The 15,136-nt window shown below is 44.0% G+C and carries 13 protein-coding genes and 1 other annotated feature (1 of these 14 only partly in view); of the genes, 4 read left to right on the forward strand and 9 right to left on the reverse strand.

Going from position 1 to position 15,136, the window contains the following annotated elements; all coding sequences use genetic code 11:
* The first annotated feature begins 287 nt into the window (after positions 1-287).
* A complete protein-coding gene (locus OW495_RS06585; RefSeq protein WP_102513257.1) occupies positions 288-1,016 on the forward strand; it encodes a methyltransferase in 729 nt (242 codons plus the stop codon).
* A gap of 107 nt (positions 1,017-1,123) precedes the next feature.
* On the forward strand, positions 1,124-2,389 hold the full coding sequence (gene srmB, locus OW495_RS06590; protein WP_009848422.1) for an ATP-dependent RNA helicase SrmB: 1,266 nt from the start codon (positions 1,124-1,126) through the stop codon (positions 2,387-2,389).
* 164 nt (positions 2,390-2,553) lie between these two features.
* Here srmB and yaaA read toward each other — a convergent pair whose 3' ends face one another.
* Positions 2,554-3,330: a peroxide stress protein YaaA gene (gene yaaA, locus OW495_RS06595; protein WP_102513256.1), complete on the reverse strand. Its 777-nt coding sequence runs from the start codon at positions 3,328-3,330 to the stop codon at positions 2,554-2,556.
* Positions 3,331-3,572: 242 nt separating this feature from the next.
* The gene (locus OW495_RS06600; protein ID WP_009848420.1) at positions 3,573-5,003 is read right to left on the reverse strand and encodes a sodium:alanine symporter family protein; all 1,431 of its coding nucleotides are present in this window, start codon (positions 5,001-5,003) and stop codon (positions 3,573-3,575) included.
* Positions 5,004-5,713: 710 nt separating this feature from the next.
* On the opposite strand from OW495_RS06600, the gene OW495_RS06605 reads away from it, so the two are divergent.
* Complete coding sequence (locus tag OW495_RS06605; RefSeq protein WP_017110543.1) at positions 5,714-5,902, forward strand: DUF3545 family protein; 189 nt, start codon at positions 5,714-5,716, stop codon at positions 5,900-5,902.
* 75 nt (positions 5,903-5,977) lie between these two features.
* On the opposite strand, the gene OW495_RS06610 is transcribed toward OW495_RS06605, so the two are convergent.
* The 3 genes from OW495_RS06610 to nfo form a co-directional block, all read right to left on the reverse strand.
* Positions 5,978-6,529 carry a hemerythrin domain-containing protein gene (locus OW495_RS06610; protein ID WP_017110542.1) on the reverse strand — a complete coding sequence of 184 codons (552 nt, stop codon included), beginning with the start codon at positions 6,527-6,529 and terminating at the stop codon, positions 5,978-5,980.
* A gap of 86 nt (positions 6,530-6,615) precedes the next feature.
* The gene (gene ung / locus OW495_RS06615) at positions 6,616-7,296 is read right to left on the reverse strand and encodes a uracil-DNA glycosylase (protein WP_102513255.1); all 681 of its coding nucleotides are present in this window, start codon (positions 7,294-7,296) and stop codon (positions 6,616-6,618) included.
* A 397-nt stretch (positions 7,297-7,693) separates the two neighbouring features.
* On the reverse strand, positions 7,694-8,602 hold the full coding sequence (nfo, locus tag OW495_RS06620) for a deoxyribonuclease IV (RefSeq protein WP_102311239.1): 909 nt from the start codon (positions 8,600-8,602) through the stop codon (positions 7,694-7,696).
* 326 nt (positions 8,603-8,928) lie between these two features.
* On the opposite strand from nfo, the gene grcA reads away from it, so the two are divergent.
* Positions 8,929-9,306 (forward strand): autonomous glycyl radical cofactor GrcA, encoded by a 378-nt coding sequence (gene grcA / locus OW495_RS06625; RefSeq protein WP_009848415.1) that lies wholly within the window; start codon positions 8,929-8,931, stop codon positions 9,304-9,306.
* 169 nt (positions 9,307-9,475) lie between these two features.
* Here grcA and OW495_RS06630 read toward each other — a convergent pair whose 3' ends face one another.
* The 4 genes from OW495_RS06630 to thrA all read right to left on the reverse strand — a co-directional run bounded on the left by OW495_RS06630 (position 9,476) and on the right by thrA (position 15,055).
* A complete protein-coding gene (locus OW495_RS06630) occupies positions 9,476-10,135 on the reverse strand; it encodes an NAD(P)H-dependent oxidoreductase (protein WP_065113186.1) in 660 nt (219 codons plus the stop codon).
* Between the two features lie 203 nt (positions 10,136-10,338).
* Positions 10,339-11,625, reverse strand: coding sequence for a threonine synthase (thrC, locus tag OW495_RS06635; protein WP_065105625.1), 1,287 nt, complete (start codon positions 11,623-11,625; stop codon positions 10,339-10,341).
* Positions 11,622-12,578, reverse strand: coding sequence for a homoserine kinase (thrB, locus tag OW495_RS06640; RefSeq protein WP_009848413.1), 957 nt, complete (start codon positions 12,576-12,578; stop codon positions 11,622-11,624). Before thrB ends, thrC begins: the two co-directional genes overlap by 4 nt.
* Before the next feature lie 17 nt (positions 12,579-12,595).
* Entirely contained in the window at positions 12,596-15,055 is a 2,460-nt protein-coding gene (gene thrA / locus OW495_RS06645) for a bifunctional aspartate kinase/homoserine dehydrogenase I (protein ID WP_017106798.1), read from the reverse strand.
* A gap of 29 nt (positions 15,056-15,084) precedes the next feature.
* Positions 15,085-15,136 (reverse strand) — a sequence feature (Thr leader region) (it continues 67 nt past the right edge of the window).

The following is a 15,136-nucleotide window of genomic DNA, read 5'->3' on the forward strand; positions in this document are numbered from 1 at the left end:
TTATGTTGTGCTTACATGAATGTTACAGCTAGAAGCTGCCAATCAATCTATAAAATAGTCGCGCATAATGACGAAACACTTAGCTAGCTGCAAGTCACCACAAAAAAACACCATATAAATTTGCATTTGAGAACCAAAAGCAGTGGATTCCACTAGATATGGAAATATTGCCATAATTATAAACTAACCATAATTAACAACAATGGATTCTCAAATAGAACATTGAGCCATACAATTAATTAACATTAGAGCTAATCACTTAAAATATATCGATATCCAGAACATTCATGAAAGACAAAAAAACAGAAACCAAAAGCTTCAATTTCAAAAAATTCTCTATTTACGGAGGACAAAGTGGCATGCCTGTTAGTACCGATGGCGTGTTACTTGGCGCGTGGGCAAACCTTGCTCATAAAGAAAGCATACTCGACATTGGCACTGGAACTGGCCTATTAGCCTTAATGGTTGCACAACGTTTTGAAGACAGCTCTATCTCAGCGATCGATATTGATCAGCACGCCATTGATGCCGCAACAGTCAATATTAAGCAATCACCATGGCAAGATCGCATCTCCCTTCATCATGGCAGTGTGCTAACCACGGATTTCTCGCAACGATTTGATTCAATAATTTGTAACCCGCCCTACTTCAACTCTGGAGAGCAGGCGCAGCAAAACCAAAGAGCCACCGCCAGACATACCGACAGCTTGGATCATCTGCAACTTGCTGAGCGATGTTTCGAGATAACAACTGATGCCGCCACTGCCACTTTTATACTGCCGACGCCCGAAGGAGAAGGCTTCATCAAGCTTGCCCAACAATGTGGTTGGTACCTAGCAAAGCGCCTTGATGTGAAAACAACAGATAGAAAACAGGCACTTCGAGTCTTGTTTGAATTGTCTAAAGATCCTGCTTGCGAGCAAGATTTGCAGCGTGAATCGCTTACGATCCATCACGATGGCGGTTATAGCGAGGCATTTATTGCCCTTACTAAAGATTTTTATCTCAAGATGTAGCAAATACCATGTGATCCTAATCACTAATGCTTCTATAATGTCCGACTACTCTTTTTTATCGTCTGCTTTTTGAGGCAGAAACATTTATTGCTTGTGGAGAAACAACAGTGATCAGAACCTTTGCAGAACTCGATCTAAACCAAGAGCTGCTTAAAGCAATTGACGAAATGGGCTACGAACGTCCAACACAGATACAAGCTGAAGCAATCCCACAAGCGTTAGATGGAAGAGACGTTTTGGCTTCTGCGCCAACAGGTACTGGTAAAACAGCATCATTTGTATTGCCAGCACTGCAATACCTACTGGATTTCCCACGTAAGAAATCTGGCCCTGCACGTATGCTTATCCTGACGCCAACGCGTGAGCTAGCAATGCAGATCACCGAACAAGCACGTGAGCTTGCTAAATACACCAGCCTGAACATCTTCACGATCACGGGCGGTGTGATGTACCAAGAGCACGCAGATATCTTAAGCACAACTCAAGATATCGTAGTCGCAACACCTGGTCGTTTAATGGAATACATTGAAGGCGAGCGTTTTGACTGCCGTGCGATTGAATGGTTAGTTCTCGATGAAGCTGACCGTATGCTAGACATGGGCTTTGGTCCTGTTGTTGACCGTCTGTCTGCAGAGTGTCGCTGGCGTAAACAAACTTTACTATTCTCAGCAACGCTAGAAGGTAAAGGTATTGAAGGTTTCACTGAAGATCTTCTGAAAAACCCAGCTGAGATCGATGCGAAATCATCACTGCGTGAACGTAAGAAGATCACTCAATGGTATCACCGCGCCGATTCAGCTAAGCACAAGCTTGATATCCTAAAACATATCATCACAGAGCAAGCTGAACGCAGCATCATATTCTTGAAGACTCGTGACCGCCTAGGTGACCTACGAGCTCAACTAGAAAGCGCACAGATCCCGTGTGTATGGATCCAAGGTGAAATGCCTCAAGATCGTCGTAACAACGCGATTTCTCGTTTCCGCGATGGTTCTATCAACGTACTGCTGGCAACTGACGTCGCAGCTCGTGGTATCGACCTTCCAGATGTGAGCCACGTTATTAACTACGACATGCCGCGTACAGCAGATGTCTACCTACACCGTATCGGCCGTACGGCTCGTGCAGGTAAAAAAGGTAACGCGGTTTCTATCATTGAAGCGCACGATCAGCTAATGATTGAGCGTGTTGCTCGTTACACTGAAGATGCGATCAAAGAGCGCTTCATCGAAGGCATGCGTCCAACGCATAAGAAAGCCGCGGTAACGAAGAAGAAGAAACCGAAGAAAGAAGACAAGAAAGCGGTAGCGAAGCAAAAAATTGCTAAGAAAAAGAAAATCGCTAAGAAAAAGAAAGCCGTTAAGAACAAGTAATCTAACCGCCTTTCAATAATTCAATAAAAAGCCCCATGCAGTTATCTGCATGGGGCTTTTCTTTATCTGGTTTATTATTGTCTGGCTTGTTATCAGGCTAAATAACTAGGCCTCTAATTTCAAACTCAAACTCAAACCGAGAGTAACCAATTAGCCAAGGGCTACTAGTTTTGCTCTTCACGCTTGAAGACTAACTCTTTCGCGTTCGACTCTTCTTCAACGAAGTAGTAACCCGCCATATCAAACTTGGTCAGCGCTTCCACTGAATCGATTTTGTTCTCAATAATGTAGCGAGCCATCATGCCACGCGCTTTCTTCGCGTAAAAGCTGATCACCTTGTACTGGCCATTCTTGCAATCTTTAAAAACTGGCGTGATGATTTGACCATCAAGGCTCTTCGGCTTCACCGCTTTAAAGTATTCGTTCGATGCTAGATTGATCAACACATTATCGCCTTGAGCATTCAACGCCTCATTCAGCTTGTCTGTGATGATGTTGCCCCAGAACTGGTACAAGTTAGTGCCACGCTCATTGGCTAAGCGTGTACCCATCTCTAGACGGTAAGGCTGCATCAAATCCAATGGCTTCAACAACCCATATAGGCCAGAAAGCATGCGTAGATGATTCTGTGCGTAGTCAAAATCATCGTCCGACAATGTTTCAGCATCTAAGCCTGTGTAGACGTCACCTTTGAACGCCAAAATAGCTTGGCGAGCATTCTCTTGGGTAAAGGTCTCGCTCCATTGCTCAAAGCGCGCTACGTTCAGCCCAGCAATCTTATCGCTTACCTTCATCAATGCTGATACATCAGCAGGTGTCAGCTTACGACACACTTCAATAAGCTCTGCAGAGTGTTCAACAAACTCTGGCTGGCTGAAGCGCTCAGTCGCTAATGGTGATTCGTAATCTAATGTCTTGGCTGGAGAAACGACAACTAACATAACTTTACCCTAATCGGTTATCTAACTGAATGCAGCTAGAGTATAGAAAAAACATCAACTTGTCTTTATGACTCTTCCTATTACTTTGATAGATAAATCTAGCTGTAAGTCGCTTACAAAGAAAAATCGTAGACAGATAGAAATTGCAAACAGATAGAAATCGCAGGCAAAGAAAAAGGCTAAGGTCGAAACCTTAGCCTTTCTAATGATTTTAGGATGGGTGATGAATCACTCCAACAAGATTACTTCTTCTTGTTGTTAACCCAAATACCATCTTCCAATTGAGCTTTAAGCTCTGGGAAATCATCCGCATCGAACGTGGGTACTTTACCCGCGTCTAATTGACGGTTGTAGTCTTTCGCTAGCTTAATCACGATACCCGATAGCAAGATAATCGCTACCAAGTTCACAATCGCCATTAGGCCCATCGATACGTCAGCTAATGCCCATACCGTTGGCAGTGTCGCGAGAGAACCGAACATAACCATACCCAGTACAACAATACGGAACAGCACTAGGCCCTTCTTGTTGTTGTGCTCTAGGAAGATAAGGTTCGTTTCAGCGTACGAGTAGTTTGCAATGATTGAAGTGAAAGCGAAGAAGAAAATCGCTACCGCTACAAAGATGCCGCCCCATTCACCAACTTGTGCTGTTAGTGCACGTTGCGTTAGTTCGATACCCGTTACTTCACCGTGTGGTACATACTCACCAGACATCAGGATGATTGCTACTGTTGCAGAACAGATAACAATTGTGTCCATGAACACACCTAGCATTTGCACATAACCTTGCGATGCTGGGTGCGGTGGATAAGGCGTAGCAGAAGCTGCTGCGTTTGGCGCAGAACCCATACCCGCTTCGTTCGAGAACAAACCACGTTTGATACCGTTAATCATCGCTTGTGCGATCGCGTAACCTAGGCCACCCGCTGCTGCTTCTTGCAGACCGAATGCACTCTTGAAGATAAGAGCCAGAACTTCAGGCACTTTCTCAATGTTCATTAGCATTACGTAGATAGCGATAGCTAAGTAAGCCAGTGCCATGATTGGAACAATGATTTCTGCAGTGCGAGCAATCTTACGGATACCACCGAAGATAACGAATGCAGAGATAATAACGATACCAACACCAACGTAGCTACGCTCGAAGTCGAATGCCGTGTTCATTGCACTTGCAATCGCGTTCGCTTGAACTGCGTTGAAGACTAGACCGAATGCGATGATTAGGAAGATAGAGAATAGAACCCCCATCCAACGCATACCTAGGCCTTTCTCCATGTAGTATGCAGGACCGCCGCGGTAGTTACCGTCGTTATCACGCGTTTTGTATAGCTGTGCCAGTGTGCTTTCTGCAAACGATGTTGCCATACCTAGCATGGCAATTAGCCACATCCAGAAGATAGCACCAGGGCCACCAGCGGTAAGAGCAACTGCAACACCTGCCATGTTACCTGTACCTACACGAGCAGCTAGACTAGTACAAAGAGCTTGGAAAGAAGAGATACCAGCACTGTCTGCTTTACGGCTGTTTCTAAGAACAGAGAACATGTGGCCGAAATGGCGGAATTGAATGAAGCCTAGTCGTACAGTGAAGTAGATACCCACACCAACGAGTAAGTAAACTAAGATAGATCCCCAAAGGAGATCGTTCATCAAATTGATTAAGTCTGTCACGTGAACCTCGTAATTGAGTTTAAGCACCGATCTTGCTTCCGAGCCTTCCTCTAAATCGCCAATGCCAGTGTCAATGTTGTATCGGCATTCGTTTTATATTTATTTGTTGCGATCTAGATTGTAAATGTCGCTTCATGCATCCATTTTACGTATCAGTGTATTTTTTGACGGGCGGATAATGCAGCGAGACGGCCTAAAAATCAATATGCAAATAGATTAATATTTAAATGACATTTCACTAATAACACACGTTTTATTAACACAACTTTCAACAATCAAGCCCAATAAAAGTCACATTATCGGGACATAATATCAACAATGGCCAGTGCCTTGGTTTAACAAGAATGATATTCGATAAAAATAGCACCAGCCTAGGTTTTACAAGGTTTAGTGAAGATCTGTGATTTTTTCTATAGCGATTAAACCCCTCCCCTTCATCACACAATACGCAGCTGTATGCATTGTCGTTAAAGTACTATTCCTTTCGCACAATGAATTAACATTAAAACACGCGTAATTTAATCGTTTACGTCAGTCTGTTTGCTTGTTTTTTATACAGAAAATAAACAGTAATGTGTGAGCATGCATAGGAAACACAAACAAAACCTTCATGAATTTGAAACAAATGAGAAACAAATCAAGGTTATTGTAGAACCAAATATGGTATCTGATAGTCTGTAAAGACTAGCCCACGGATGGAGATATAGCTTATGGACCACTTTCAATTTGATGAAATATCAGAACTAGAATTACCACGCGTTGCTACCAAGACTCGCTCAAAACCACTTAAACGAAAATGGCGAGAAATTGAGGCGATCAACGATCGTAGACAGCTTGAGAAAGAGCTCAGAGAGATGAATCTCGGTCTCGATTTTAGCTTAGACGATATTAAGCTTTAATCAGAACAACAAATAAATTGAATGATAAAGGCACCTAAACGGTGCCTTTATTTTTTGTGAGAGCCAATCCATTCACTACACACATTCGCCTTCACTTTGGCGAACTCGATCTGCTAACTGCTTATACTGGTCTGCGATGGTTTGCCCGAATACAGGGTCATCTTCAGGCAGTTGCCATTGCGATTCGACCTCTTGCCAATCTTGTACCGTAAACGCATCCACAATCTTGGGGATAATGAACCTTTCTTCCAGTTCCATATGCTTTTTCTGAACAGCGACAAAACCTTCTAGTTGTTCAATAAAAAACTGCTGAGGAACAACCGCATCTTGCAAGATCATGTCGACCAAACCTAAAAAGTCAGCCGTTTTCTCAGAAAGCAGTTGATGCTCTAATTCCAAGTCTTCAATTACTTGGTCACTGCCGTACTGCTTGAGATAATAACGATAAATAATGTCTTCTTTAGGGTGGTGTACCTTATCTGAATGGTTCATCAAGTAATGAACCACCTCAGCGATCAAGCTATAGTTAATGTCACGCTCTTGCTTTAGGCACTCTAATTTACTCTTGAGAATCGCGAGCAAACGAGCCATATAACCGTGCTCTCTTCTTATCCTTTCAATCATCATAGTATTGCACTCCATTACACCTACTATTTATAAGTGTATATGAAGATAGCAATTTGTGGTTTGACCCTGCTCAGAAAATCATCAATCTACAGTGCCAGTGGTAATGTCCAATCGATGGGCTGTTGATTAATAGAAGAGAGTAGCTCGTTGGTCATCGAGAAATGCTGACAACCGAAGAAACCACGGCGTGCTGATAATGGTGATGGATGAGGTGCAACCAACACATGATGTTTGTCTGCATCAATGGCTTGGCCTTTCTTTTGAGCATGCGCGCCCCACAGTAAGAAGATGATCGGCTCAGAACGCTGATTCAGCTCAGCAATGATGGTATCGGTAAAGGTTTCCCAACCACACTTAGCATGTGAGTGTGCTTTTGCCTCTTCGACTGTCAGTACCGTATTCAACATTAACACCCCTTGAGATGCCCAAGTATCGAGGTAACCATGAGTAGGGATCTCAAAGCCCTCTATATCTTGTGCGAGTTCTTTGTACATATTACGCAGAGACGGTGGGATTTTAACGCCAGGCAGCACAGAGAAGGCTAAGCCGTGAGCTTGGTTGGCACCGTGATAAGGGTCTTGCCCAAGGATAACCACGCGTACGGACTCAAAAGGCGTCATATCAAAAGCACTGAACACCTGCTCTTGAGGAGGGTAGACGGTTTTCCCACTATTGCGTTGCTGTTCAACAAACGCGAGCACACTCTGAAAGTACGCTTTCTCACGTTCATCATTAATAATGGATTCCCAAGTCTTTGGTGCGCTCATCGTTTTACTTCCCAATCATCAAGGTTTCTAGCGGCTTTCGCCAGACAAAAAAATAGCTGTATCGGCTAACTGTCCTAAATTAGGCTCTAGTTATACCTCATACAGCTATCAATAAACATGATGTGTAGGGTTCACTTGTTGATGAATCATAATAATCAGTTCAAGTTGTGTTTATCTCGATTAACCACTTTTCTGCTGTGTACGATGGTGCCCGTGGTTATGCACGTGACGGTTTGGTGTTGGTAAACGGCGTGCGACAGCAACAGTTGAAGTTTGGGTGATTGAATACATAAAGGCACCTCCTCTAAGACATCGTGAACTACATATTCACTTTAATACTATGAAAGAAAGGTGCCAATTATTAGAAATAGACGGAAATAAATTTTCCCCTCTATTATTACGCTTCTTCGCTGACTACCGTTGCTGAGCGATGAAACATTCTAAGTTGTTGAATTTCCTCTTTCCAGATCGTCGAATCAATGGTTTCCAAGATAAGAGGGATACCATTAAAGCGAGAATCAGAGGCAATATACTCAAAACAATCCCAGCCAATTTCGCCTTTTCCTAAAGAATGATGTCGATCGACTCGACTCGCGAACTCAGCTTTTGAATCATTGATGTGCATTGCTCTTAGATAGTGCATACCCACGATGCGGTCGAACTCAGCAAAAGTATGCTCACACGCTTCTTTTGTTCGTAGGTCATAGCCAGCAGTGAACGTATGGCAGGTGTCTAAGCACACACCAACACGTGACTTATCTTCTACTTGGTCGATGATCTCTGCTAGGTGCTCAAACTTCCAGCCAAGGTTCGTGCCCTGCCCCGAGGTATTCTCAATCACCGCAATCACATCAGGCACCGCTTGGTGAGCCAAATTAATCGACTCAGCGATCTTAGCCAAACATTCGCTTTCTGAGATTTTCTTTAAATGACTCCCAGGATGAAAATTCAAAAGCGTTAGTCCAAGTTGATTACAACGCTCCATTTCATCAATAAAAGCCGCACGTGATTTCTCTAGCTTCTCTTCTTCTGGTGCTCCTAAGTTAATAAGGTAGGAATCATGAGGAAGGATGTGTTCAGCGCTAAAACCTAACATTTTGCAGTTGGCTTTAAAGGCGCTGATGGTTTTAGCTTCTAGCGGCTTTGCTGCCCACTGTCTTTGGTTTTTGGTGAACAGTGCAAAAGCATTGGCGCCAATCTCACGAGCACGCATTGGCGCCTGATCGACACCGCCCGCAGCAGACACATGAGCACCAATAAACTTAATATTGGTTTGAGGTTTTGAAGATGAATTATTGTTTGTCATTAAATCACTTTACACTTTCAGAATGCTTAATAAATAAAGGGTCGTATCGTTTGTAGTTCAATAAAAACACAACAAATGTAGTAAACTTACAACAAATAAGACTGTTAAATATTTTTTATACTTTAAAATATTTTGTAATTAGTTTGTTTTCAAAGGATTTATTGATTTACCTCAATATAATCACCTTTGTAAAAATATGGTTTTTGGTTGTTTTTTGACTTAAATCAATGTTAACCTTACTAATATTAGGTATATATTACCCAGCTCAATAAAAATCGAAAGTTAACACCATAATCAAACCACATTCAGTGGACTAGGAGATAGTTATGATCCAAGGTATTCAAATTACTAAAGCAGCAAACGATGACCTACTAAACTCAATCTGGCTACTAGATAGCGAGAAGAATGAAGCTCGTTGTGTTGTTGCTACTTCAGGTTTCGAAGCTGACCAAGTTATCTCAGCTGCAGACCTAGGCGAGTACGAAAGCCGTGAAGTTGCTATCGAAGCAGCACCACGTATCGAAGGTGGTCAACACCTAAACGTTAACGTTCTTAAGCGTGAAACGCTAGAAGATGCTGTTGCTCACCCAGAGAACTACCCACAGCTAACTATCCGTGTATCGGGTTACGCTGTACGTTTCAACTCTCTAACTACTGAACAGCAACGTGACGTTATCGCACGTACGTTCACTGAGTCTCTATAATCTCAGTAAAGTAGAGCGTTAAAGATTTAAAAAGCTTGGTCAGAAATGGCCAAGCTTTTTTAGTTTTGGTATTACCCACTTCTTATTACTAACGATCTCAACGCAAAATCAACCAAGTATCTCAACGCTAACTCAGAATTAACCAAATACTGCCACCAATCAAATCGGGTTATGGCGCATTTCGTTGAGAAGGATCTTTGGTGAAGGCTTTCGCTAAAGCAGTTGGATTAATATTTTCTCTTTGCAACGCCGCCCCTTGTGCCCACCACATCAGTTGATGGAAGGTTCGGTTCATGTACTCATCCCATTGCGCTTGTTCTGACTCTTGAACAACGCAGCCCTCTTCATCAAACACTTCTTGTGCTTTAGGCAGATGAATCATCGCAGAAACCGGTAAACAACCTAACTCTGATAAGAAGGTTCGCATCGAAACGGATGCTCTTGCCCCGCCCCATTGACCCGCAGAGTAAGTCACAATCGCACTCGGCTTATATGAAAATAGTGAGCTGCCAAAATGGTTGAGAATATTGGCTAACGCTGGGCTCATCGAATGATTGTATTCCGGGCTAACCATCACGTAGCCGTCAGCCTTGGCGATCTTGTCGGCTAATTCTGCAAGATGTGCTGGCACTTTAGAACGATGATAAGAAAACTCAGGCTTAAATACATCGCCAAAATCGTAATTCAAAGGATCGATGATTTCGACCGTATGCTCAGAATGCTTCTCCACCAGTAACTTTTCACACGCTTTACTGACTCTCATCCCTAATCGAGCAGGTCTTGGCGGTGTGCTCTCACGTACAGATCCAAGAAAAATCAAAAAATTCATACTACCCCTTTCTATTAAGCTTTGGTTCAGTTCAGTTCAGTTCAGTTACCGAGCTTGAGTCAACCCCATCAAGCTGAAGAAAATACTTCACTAGAGCTTACTTCTAAAAATCACTCAGGCAATAAAAAAGGTGAATGATTACTCATTCACCTTTCTCTCAACGACCTAAATTATACAGGTCTGCACTTCTAGGCTCTACCAGATTAAGCTGGTTGAACTCGGCGAAGTACCACTTTCAAAGCTTCAAAATCGTTGTCTAGATCTTCAGACAACAACTCCATCACCGCGTGCTTAGCCAGCGGGCCAGGAAGTTCAATGTCAGTACCTAAGATGTCATCAACCACTTCTTTGAATTTAGCCGGGTGTGCCGTACACAAGAATAGGCCAGTCTCATTCTCTTGCAGTTGCTCTTCCAATAGACGGTAAGCAATCGCACCATGAGGTTCACACAGGTAGCCTTGAGCCTTTAGATCACGTACTGATTCAGCACTCTGCTCATCAGATACTTTACCTTTACCCAAAGTATCCAGTCCCCAACCTTTCAATTGGCAAAGCTCTTCGATACGTGGCCAGTTGTTTGGTTGGCTCACATCCATCGCGTTCGATGTTGTCGCAACCGTTGGTTTTGGATCCCATTGACCTGTTTCTAGATAACGAGGAACTGTGTCGTTTTCGTTGGTTGCTGCAATGAAGCGTTTAACCGGTAAGCCTAGCGCTTTCGCTAATAGACCCGCAGTTAGGTTACCAAAGTTACCACTTGGTACAGAGATAACCAGATTTTCACGTTGCTCTTTGGTTAGCTGAGAAGCCGCCTCAAAGTAGTAACAGATCTGAGCCATCAAACGGCTGATGTTGATTGAGTTTGCTGAGTTTAAGCCAATCTCTTTACGCAATTCAGCGTCGTCAAACGCGTCTTTTACTAATGCCTGACACGCATCAAAATCGCCATCAATCGCTACAGTGTGAATGTTCTTACCTAGCGTACAGAATAGCTTTTCTTGCAGTGGGCTGATCTTGCCTTTCGGATATAGGATAACAACGTTGATGTTTTCCATACCGTAGAATGCGTGTGCAACCGCAGCGCCAGTATCACCCGATGTTGCCGTCAAGATAGTGATTTGACCGCCATCAGAAACCGCTGCTAAAGATTGAGCCATAAAACGGCCACCGAAATCTTTAAATGCCAACGTTGGACCGTGAAACAGTTCAAGTGCGTAAACACCGTCTTTCACTTGGTTGATCGGTGCTGGGAATTGGAATGCCGCATCCACTAATTGATCAATCTGTTCCTTTGGTAACTCATCACCAATTAGAGCAGAAAGAATCTTTGAACTACGAGGGACAAAGTCCTCTGCAAGTAGTGCATCGATGTCATCGAACTTAGGCAGCTCTGATGGGAAAAATAGACCTTGGTTACGGCCTAGACCTTGACGAACGGCTTGGCCAAAAGAGACTTGCTCATCGTTTTCTTTGATGTTGTACAGCTTCATAACTCACTTCCTGTAACGATCGAACCTTGTTTATCTAAGCGACAAACGTGGACGAATCCTTCTTCATTTTGTACGTAATTTTGTTCTAACCAGCGTGCAACACGCTCGGCGACATCTTGTTCTTTGCAAATGCTAAATAGCGTAGGGCCACTACCAGAAATTCCAGTAGCTAATGCTCCTGCTGACGTTGCATATTTGCGTGCATCAGCAAACCCTGGAAGCAGTTTCTCACGATATGGTTCAGCAATCACGTCTTTGATCATCTTAGCGGCTAGCTCTGGCTGACCAGAGTGACAAGCATGAATAAAGCCCGCTAAATGACGACCATGAGCAATCACATCTTGTCGGCGATACTGAGAAGGCAAAATCTCTCGCGCTTCAGCCGTTGAAACCTTGATGCCCGGGTAAGCCATTACCCAATACCAATCGTCAAAACATGGAACCTCTTGGCTAATAATGCCTAATTCTTCAAGCATAAGCTGCACACCACCAAGGTAACATGGCGCTACGTTATCGTAATGTATGCCACCTGAAATCTTACCTTCCATTTCACCCATCAGAGCAAGCAGTTCAGTTTCATTCAACGGTTGACCATGAAAACGGTTCAAGGCATCAAGCGCCGCGACAATTGAACATGCACTTGATCCTAAACCAGAGCCAATAGGCATGTTCTTCTCTAGCGTCATCTCTAGAGACTTAACTGAGATACCTTTCTTGTCTAACTCGCGAGAGAACACAACCCAGCAGTCGTAGACAATATTTTCTTTGGTTTCAGTTGGCAGCTTAGAAACAAAGCTGCCTGCTGTTTTTAGCGAGAATGGTTCATCACCGGCTTTAACCATTACTCGGTCACCAAGCAATGTGCCATCCACTGGAGACACAGCGGCCCCCAGCACATCAAAACCTACACTGACATTACCGATTGATGCAGGAGCATAAACGACAACATCCATATCACTTGAACTCATTCCTAAACTCCTAATTTCCAACCAAGAGTACGCATCACATCAGAGAATACGCCTGCTGCTGTAACTTCAGTACCTGCACCGTAGCCACGCAGAACGAGTGGGATTGGCTGGTAGTAACGGCTGTAGAATGCCAGAGCGTTCTCGCCATCTTTAATCTTAAACATTGGGTCGTCGCCATCAACAGCTGCGATACGAACCTTACATTTACCTTCAGCGATCTCACCCACATAACGAAGTACTTTGCCTTCTTCTGCTGCGATAGCTGACTGCTCTTTGAAGTATGCATCCGCTTCTGGCAAGCGAGCCATGAACTCGTCAACCGTACCTGAATCATCAAAACCCGGTGGCAATGCTTGATCAACTTCAACATCTTCAAGCTCAAGTGCCATACCCGCTTCACGAGCAAGAATAAGCAGCTTACGCGCGACATCCATACCAGACAGATCATCACGAGGATCCGGTTCAGTGAAGCCGTTATCTTTAGCAATGTTGGTAGCTTGGCTGAGTGTCATACCTTCATCAAGTTTGCCGAAGATGTAAGACAGTGAACCAGAAAGAATGCCGTTAAACTTCTCAAGCTCATCACCTGCAGAGATTAGGTTCTGTAGGTTTTCGATTACTGGTAGACCTGCGCCTACTGTTGTCTCGTACATCAATTTACGACGAGAGTTACGTGCAACCTCACGAAGCTGATGGTAGTAAGCCATGCTTGCTGTGTTGGCTTTTTTGTTTGGTGTTACAACGTGGAAACCAGCCGCTAGGAAATCAGCGTATTGCCCTGCAATACCTTCGCTAGACGTACAATCAACCAACACTGGGTTGATGATGTGGTTACGTTGAACAAGTGCCGCTAAACGCGCTAGGCTAAACTCTTCTGTCGCACTCGACATACGATCACGCCACTGTTCTAGCGGTAGACCGTCGCTGTCTAGCAACAAACCTTTGCTGTTTGCTAGGCCGCATACGCGAATCACGATGCCTTTTTCAGCCAGTTTGCCTTGTTGACGTTGGATCTGGTCAACAAGCTCACCACCGACACCGCCAACACCAACGACGAAGACGTCAAGGAAGTGCTTAGAGTTGAATAGGTTTTCGTGACACGCTTTGATTGCTTCTGAGATTTTATCTTCAGGGATAACCGCAGAGATAGCGCGCTCTGAAGAGCCTTGAGCAATAGCGACGATGTTAACGTTCACTTCAGCTAGAGAAGAGAAGAACTGAGAAGCGACACCACGTGAAGTACGCATACCGTCACCCACCAGTGTCACAATCGCAACATCATCCATGAACTCAACAGGCTCTAATAGGCCATCTTTAAGTTCAAGTTCAAACGCATCTGATAACACTTGTTTCGCTTTCACTTTGTCAGCCGATTCAATACAGAAGCTGATGCTGTACTCAGAAGAAGATTGAGTAATAAGGACAATAGAAACGCCTGCAGAAGACATCGCGCCGAATACACGACTCGCCATGCCTACCATGCCCTTCATACCCGGGCCTGATACGTTAACCATCGTTAGGTCACTTAGCGTAGTGATTCCTTTAATCGCTAGGTTATCTTCGCCAGTGTCTTGGCCAATCAAAGTGCCAGCACCCTGTGGGTTGAAGCTGTTTTTGATCAGACATGGAATATGGAATTGTGCGATAGGTGCGATTGTTTTCGGGTGTAGAACTGAAGCACCGAAGTAAGAAAGCTCCATCGCTTCTTGGTAGCTAAGTGATTTAAGAAGACGGGCATCATCCACTAAGCGTGGGTCACAGTTGTAAACGCCATCGACGTCAGTCCAGATCTCACAACAATCAGCACGCAGACACGCTGCCAATACAGCCGCTGAATAATCTGAACCATTACGACCTAGTGTGACTAGCTCACCTTTCTCGTTACCTGCTGTAAAGCCAGGCATGATGTTAACGTGGCCTTGTGGAAGTGGCGATTGACGGAAGTTCTGTGTAGAAATGTCCACATCAACCATCGCTTCAAGGTGGTCACCTTTAGCGTATAGGTATTGAACTGGGTCAATCAGGCTTGCTGGTTGGCCTTTCGCTTCAAGTACCGCTTTCATTAACTGAATCGAGATCCGCTCACCTTTACTGATGATGCGAGCATTAACATGGTTCGGGCACATGCCCAGTAAGTTAATACCATTCACGAACTGCTTAAGTTGAGCAAGAGAGGTATCGACCTGCTCTTGAAACGCAGCGCCATCAACTGACGGCAATACCGCTTGAATTTCTGCAAACAATGCAGCGAATGATGATTCGATCTCAGTGATCTGTACATCCGCTTCACCATTTTTTAGTGCTGCTTCAATAACAGCAACCAGCTTATTAGTCGTTTTTCCTGGAGCCGATAGTACAACGGCTAGCTCTTCTTGCTGGGCATTATTAGCGATGATATCTGCTGCTCGTAAAAAACGATCTGCATCAGCTAATGATGAACCTCCAAACTTTAAAACGCGCATCCCTTTCTCCATAAGTCATAAAAATGGTACAAAAAAAGGCCTGTATCTTGTTGGATACAGGCCTTTTTTTTAAAATCCGTT

This window comes from Vibrio sp. 14N.309.X.WAT.E.F5 (assembly GCF_030397615.1).
GTDB lineage: Bacteria > Pseudomonadota > Gammaproteobacteria > Enterobacterales > Vibrionaceae > Vibrio > Vibrio lentus.

What these genes read in the sequence shown, in the direction of transcription:
- yaaA (WP_102513256.1), bottom strand. Translation starts at nt 3,330, where the DNA reads ATGTTAGTTGTCGTTTCTCCAGCCAAGACATTAGATTACGAATCACCA.
- grcA (WP_009848415.1), top strand. Translation starts at nt 8,929, where the DNA reads ATGATCCAAGGTATTCAAATTACTAAAGCAGCAAACGATGACCTACTA.
- OW495_RS06630 (WP_065113186.1), bottom strand. Translation starts at nt 10,135, where the DNA reads ATGAATTTTTTGATTTTTCTTGGATCTGTACGTGAGAGCACACCGCCA.
- OW495_RS06610 (WP_017110542.1), bottom strand. Translation starts at nt 6,529, where the DNA reads ATGATGATTGAAAGGATAAGAAGAGAGCACGGTTATATGGCTCGTTTG.
- thrA (WP_017106798.1), bottom strand. Translation starts at nt 15,055, where the DNA reads ATGCGCGTTTTAAAGTTTGGAGGTTCATCATTAGCTGATGCAGATCGT.
- OW495_RS06585 (WP_102513257.1), top strand. Translation starts at nt 288, where the DNA reads ATGAAAGACAAAAAAACAGAAACCAAAAGCTTCAATTTCAAAAAATTC.
- thrC (WP_065105625.1), bottom strand. Translation starts at nt 11,625, where the DNA reads ATGAAGCTGTACAACATCAAAGAAAACGATGAGCAAGTCTCTTTTGGC.
- nfo (WP_102311239.1), bottom strand. Translation starts at nt 8,602, where the DNA reads ATGACAAACAATAATTCATCTTCAAAACCTCAAACCAATATTAAGTTT.
- ung (WP_102513255.1), bottom strand. Translation starts at nt 7,296, where the DNA reads ATGAGCGCACCAAAGACTTGGGAATCCATTATTAATGATGAACGTGAG.
- OW495_RS06605 (WP_017110543.1), top strand. Translation starts at nt 5,714, where the DNA reads ATGGACCACTTTCAATTTGATGAAATATCAGAACTAGAATTACCACGC.
- thrB (WP_009848413.1), bottom strand. Translation starts at nt 12,578, where the DNA reads ATGGATGTTGTCGTTTATGCTCCTGCATCAATCGGTAATGTCAGTGTA.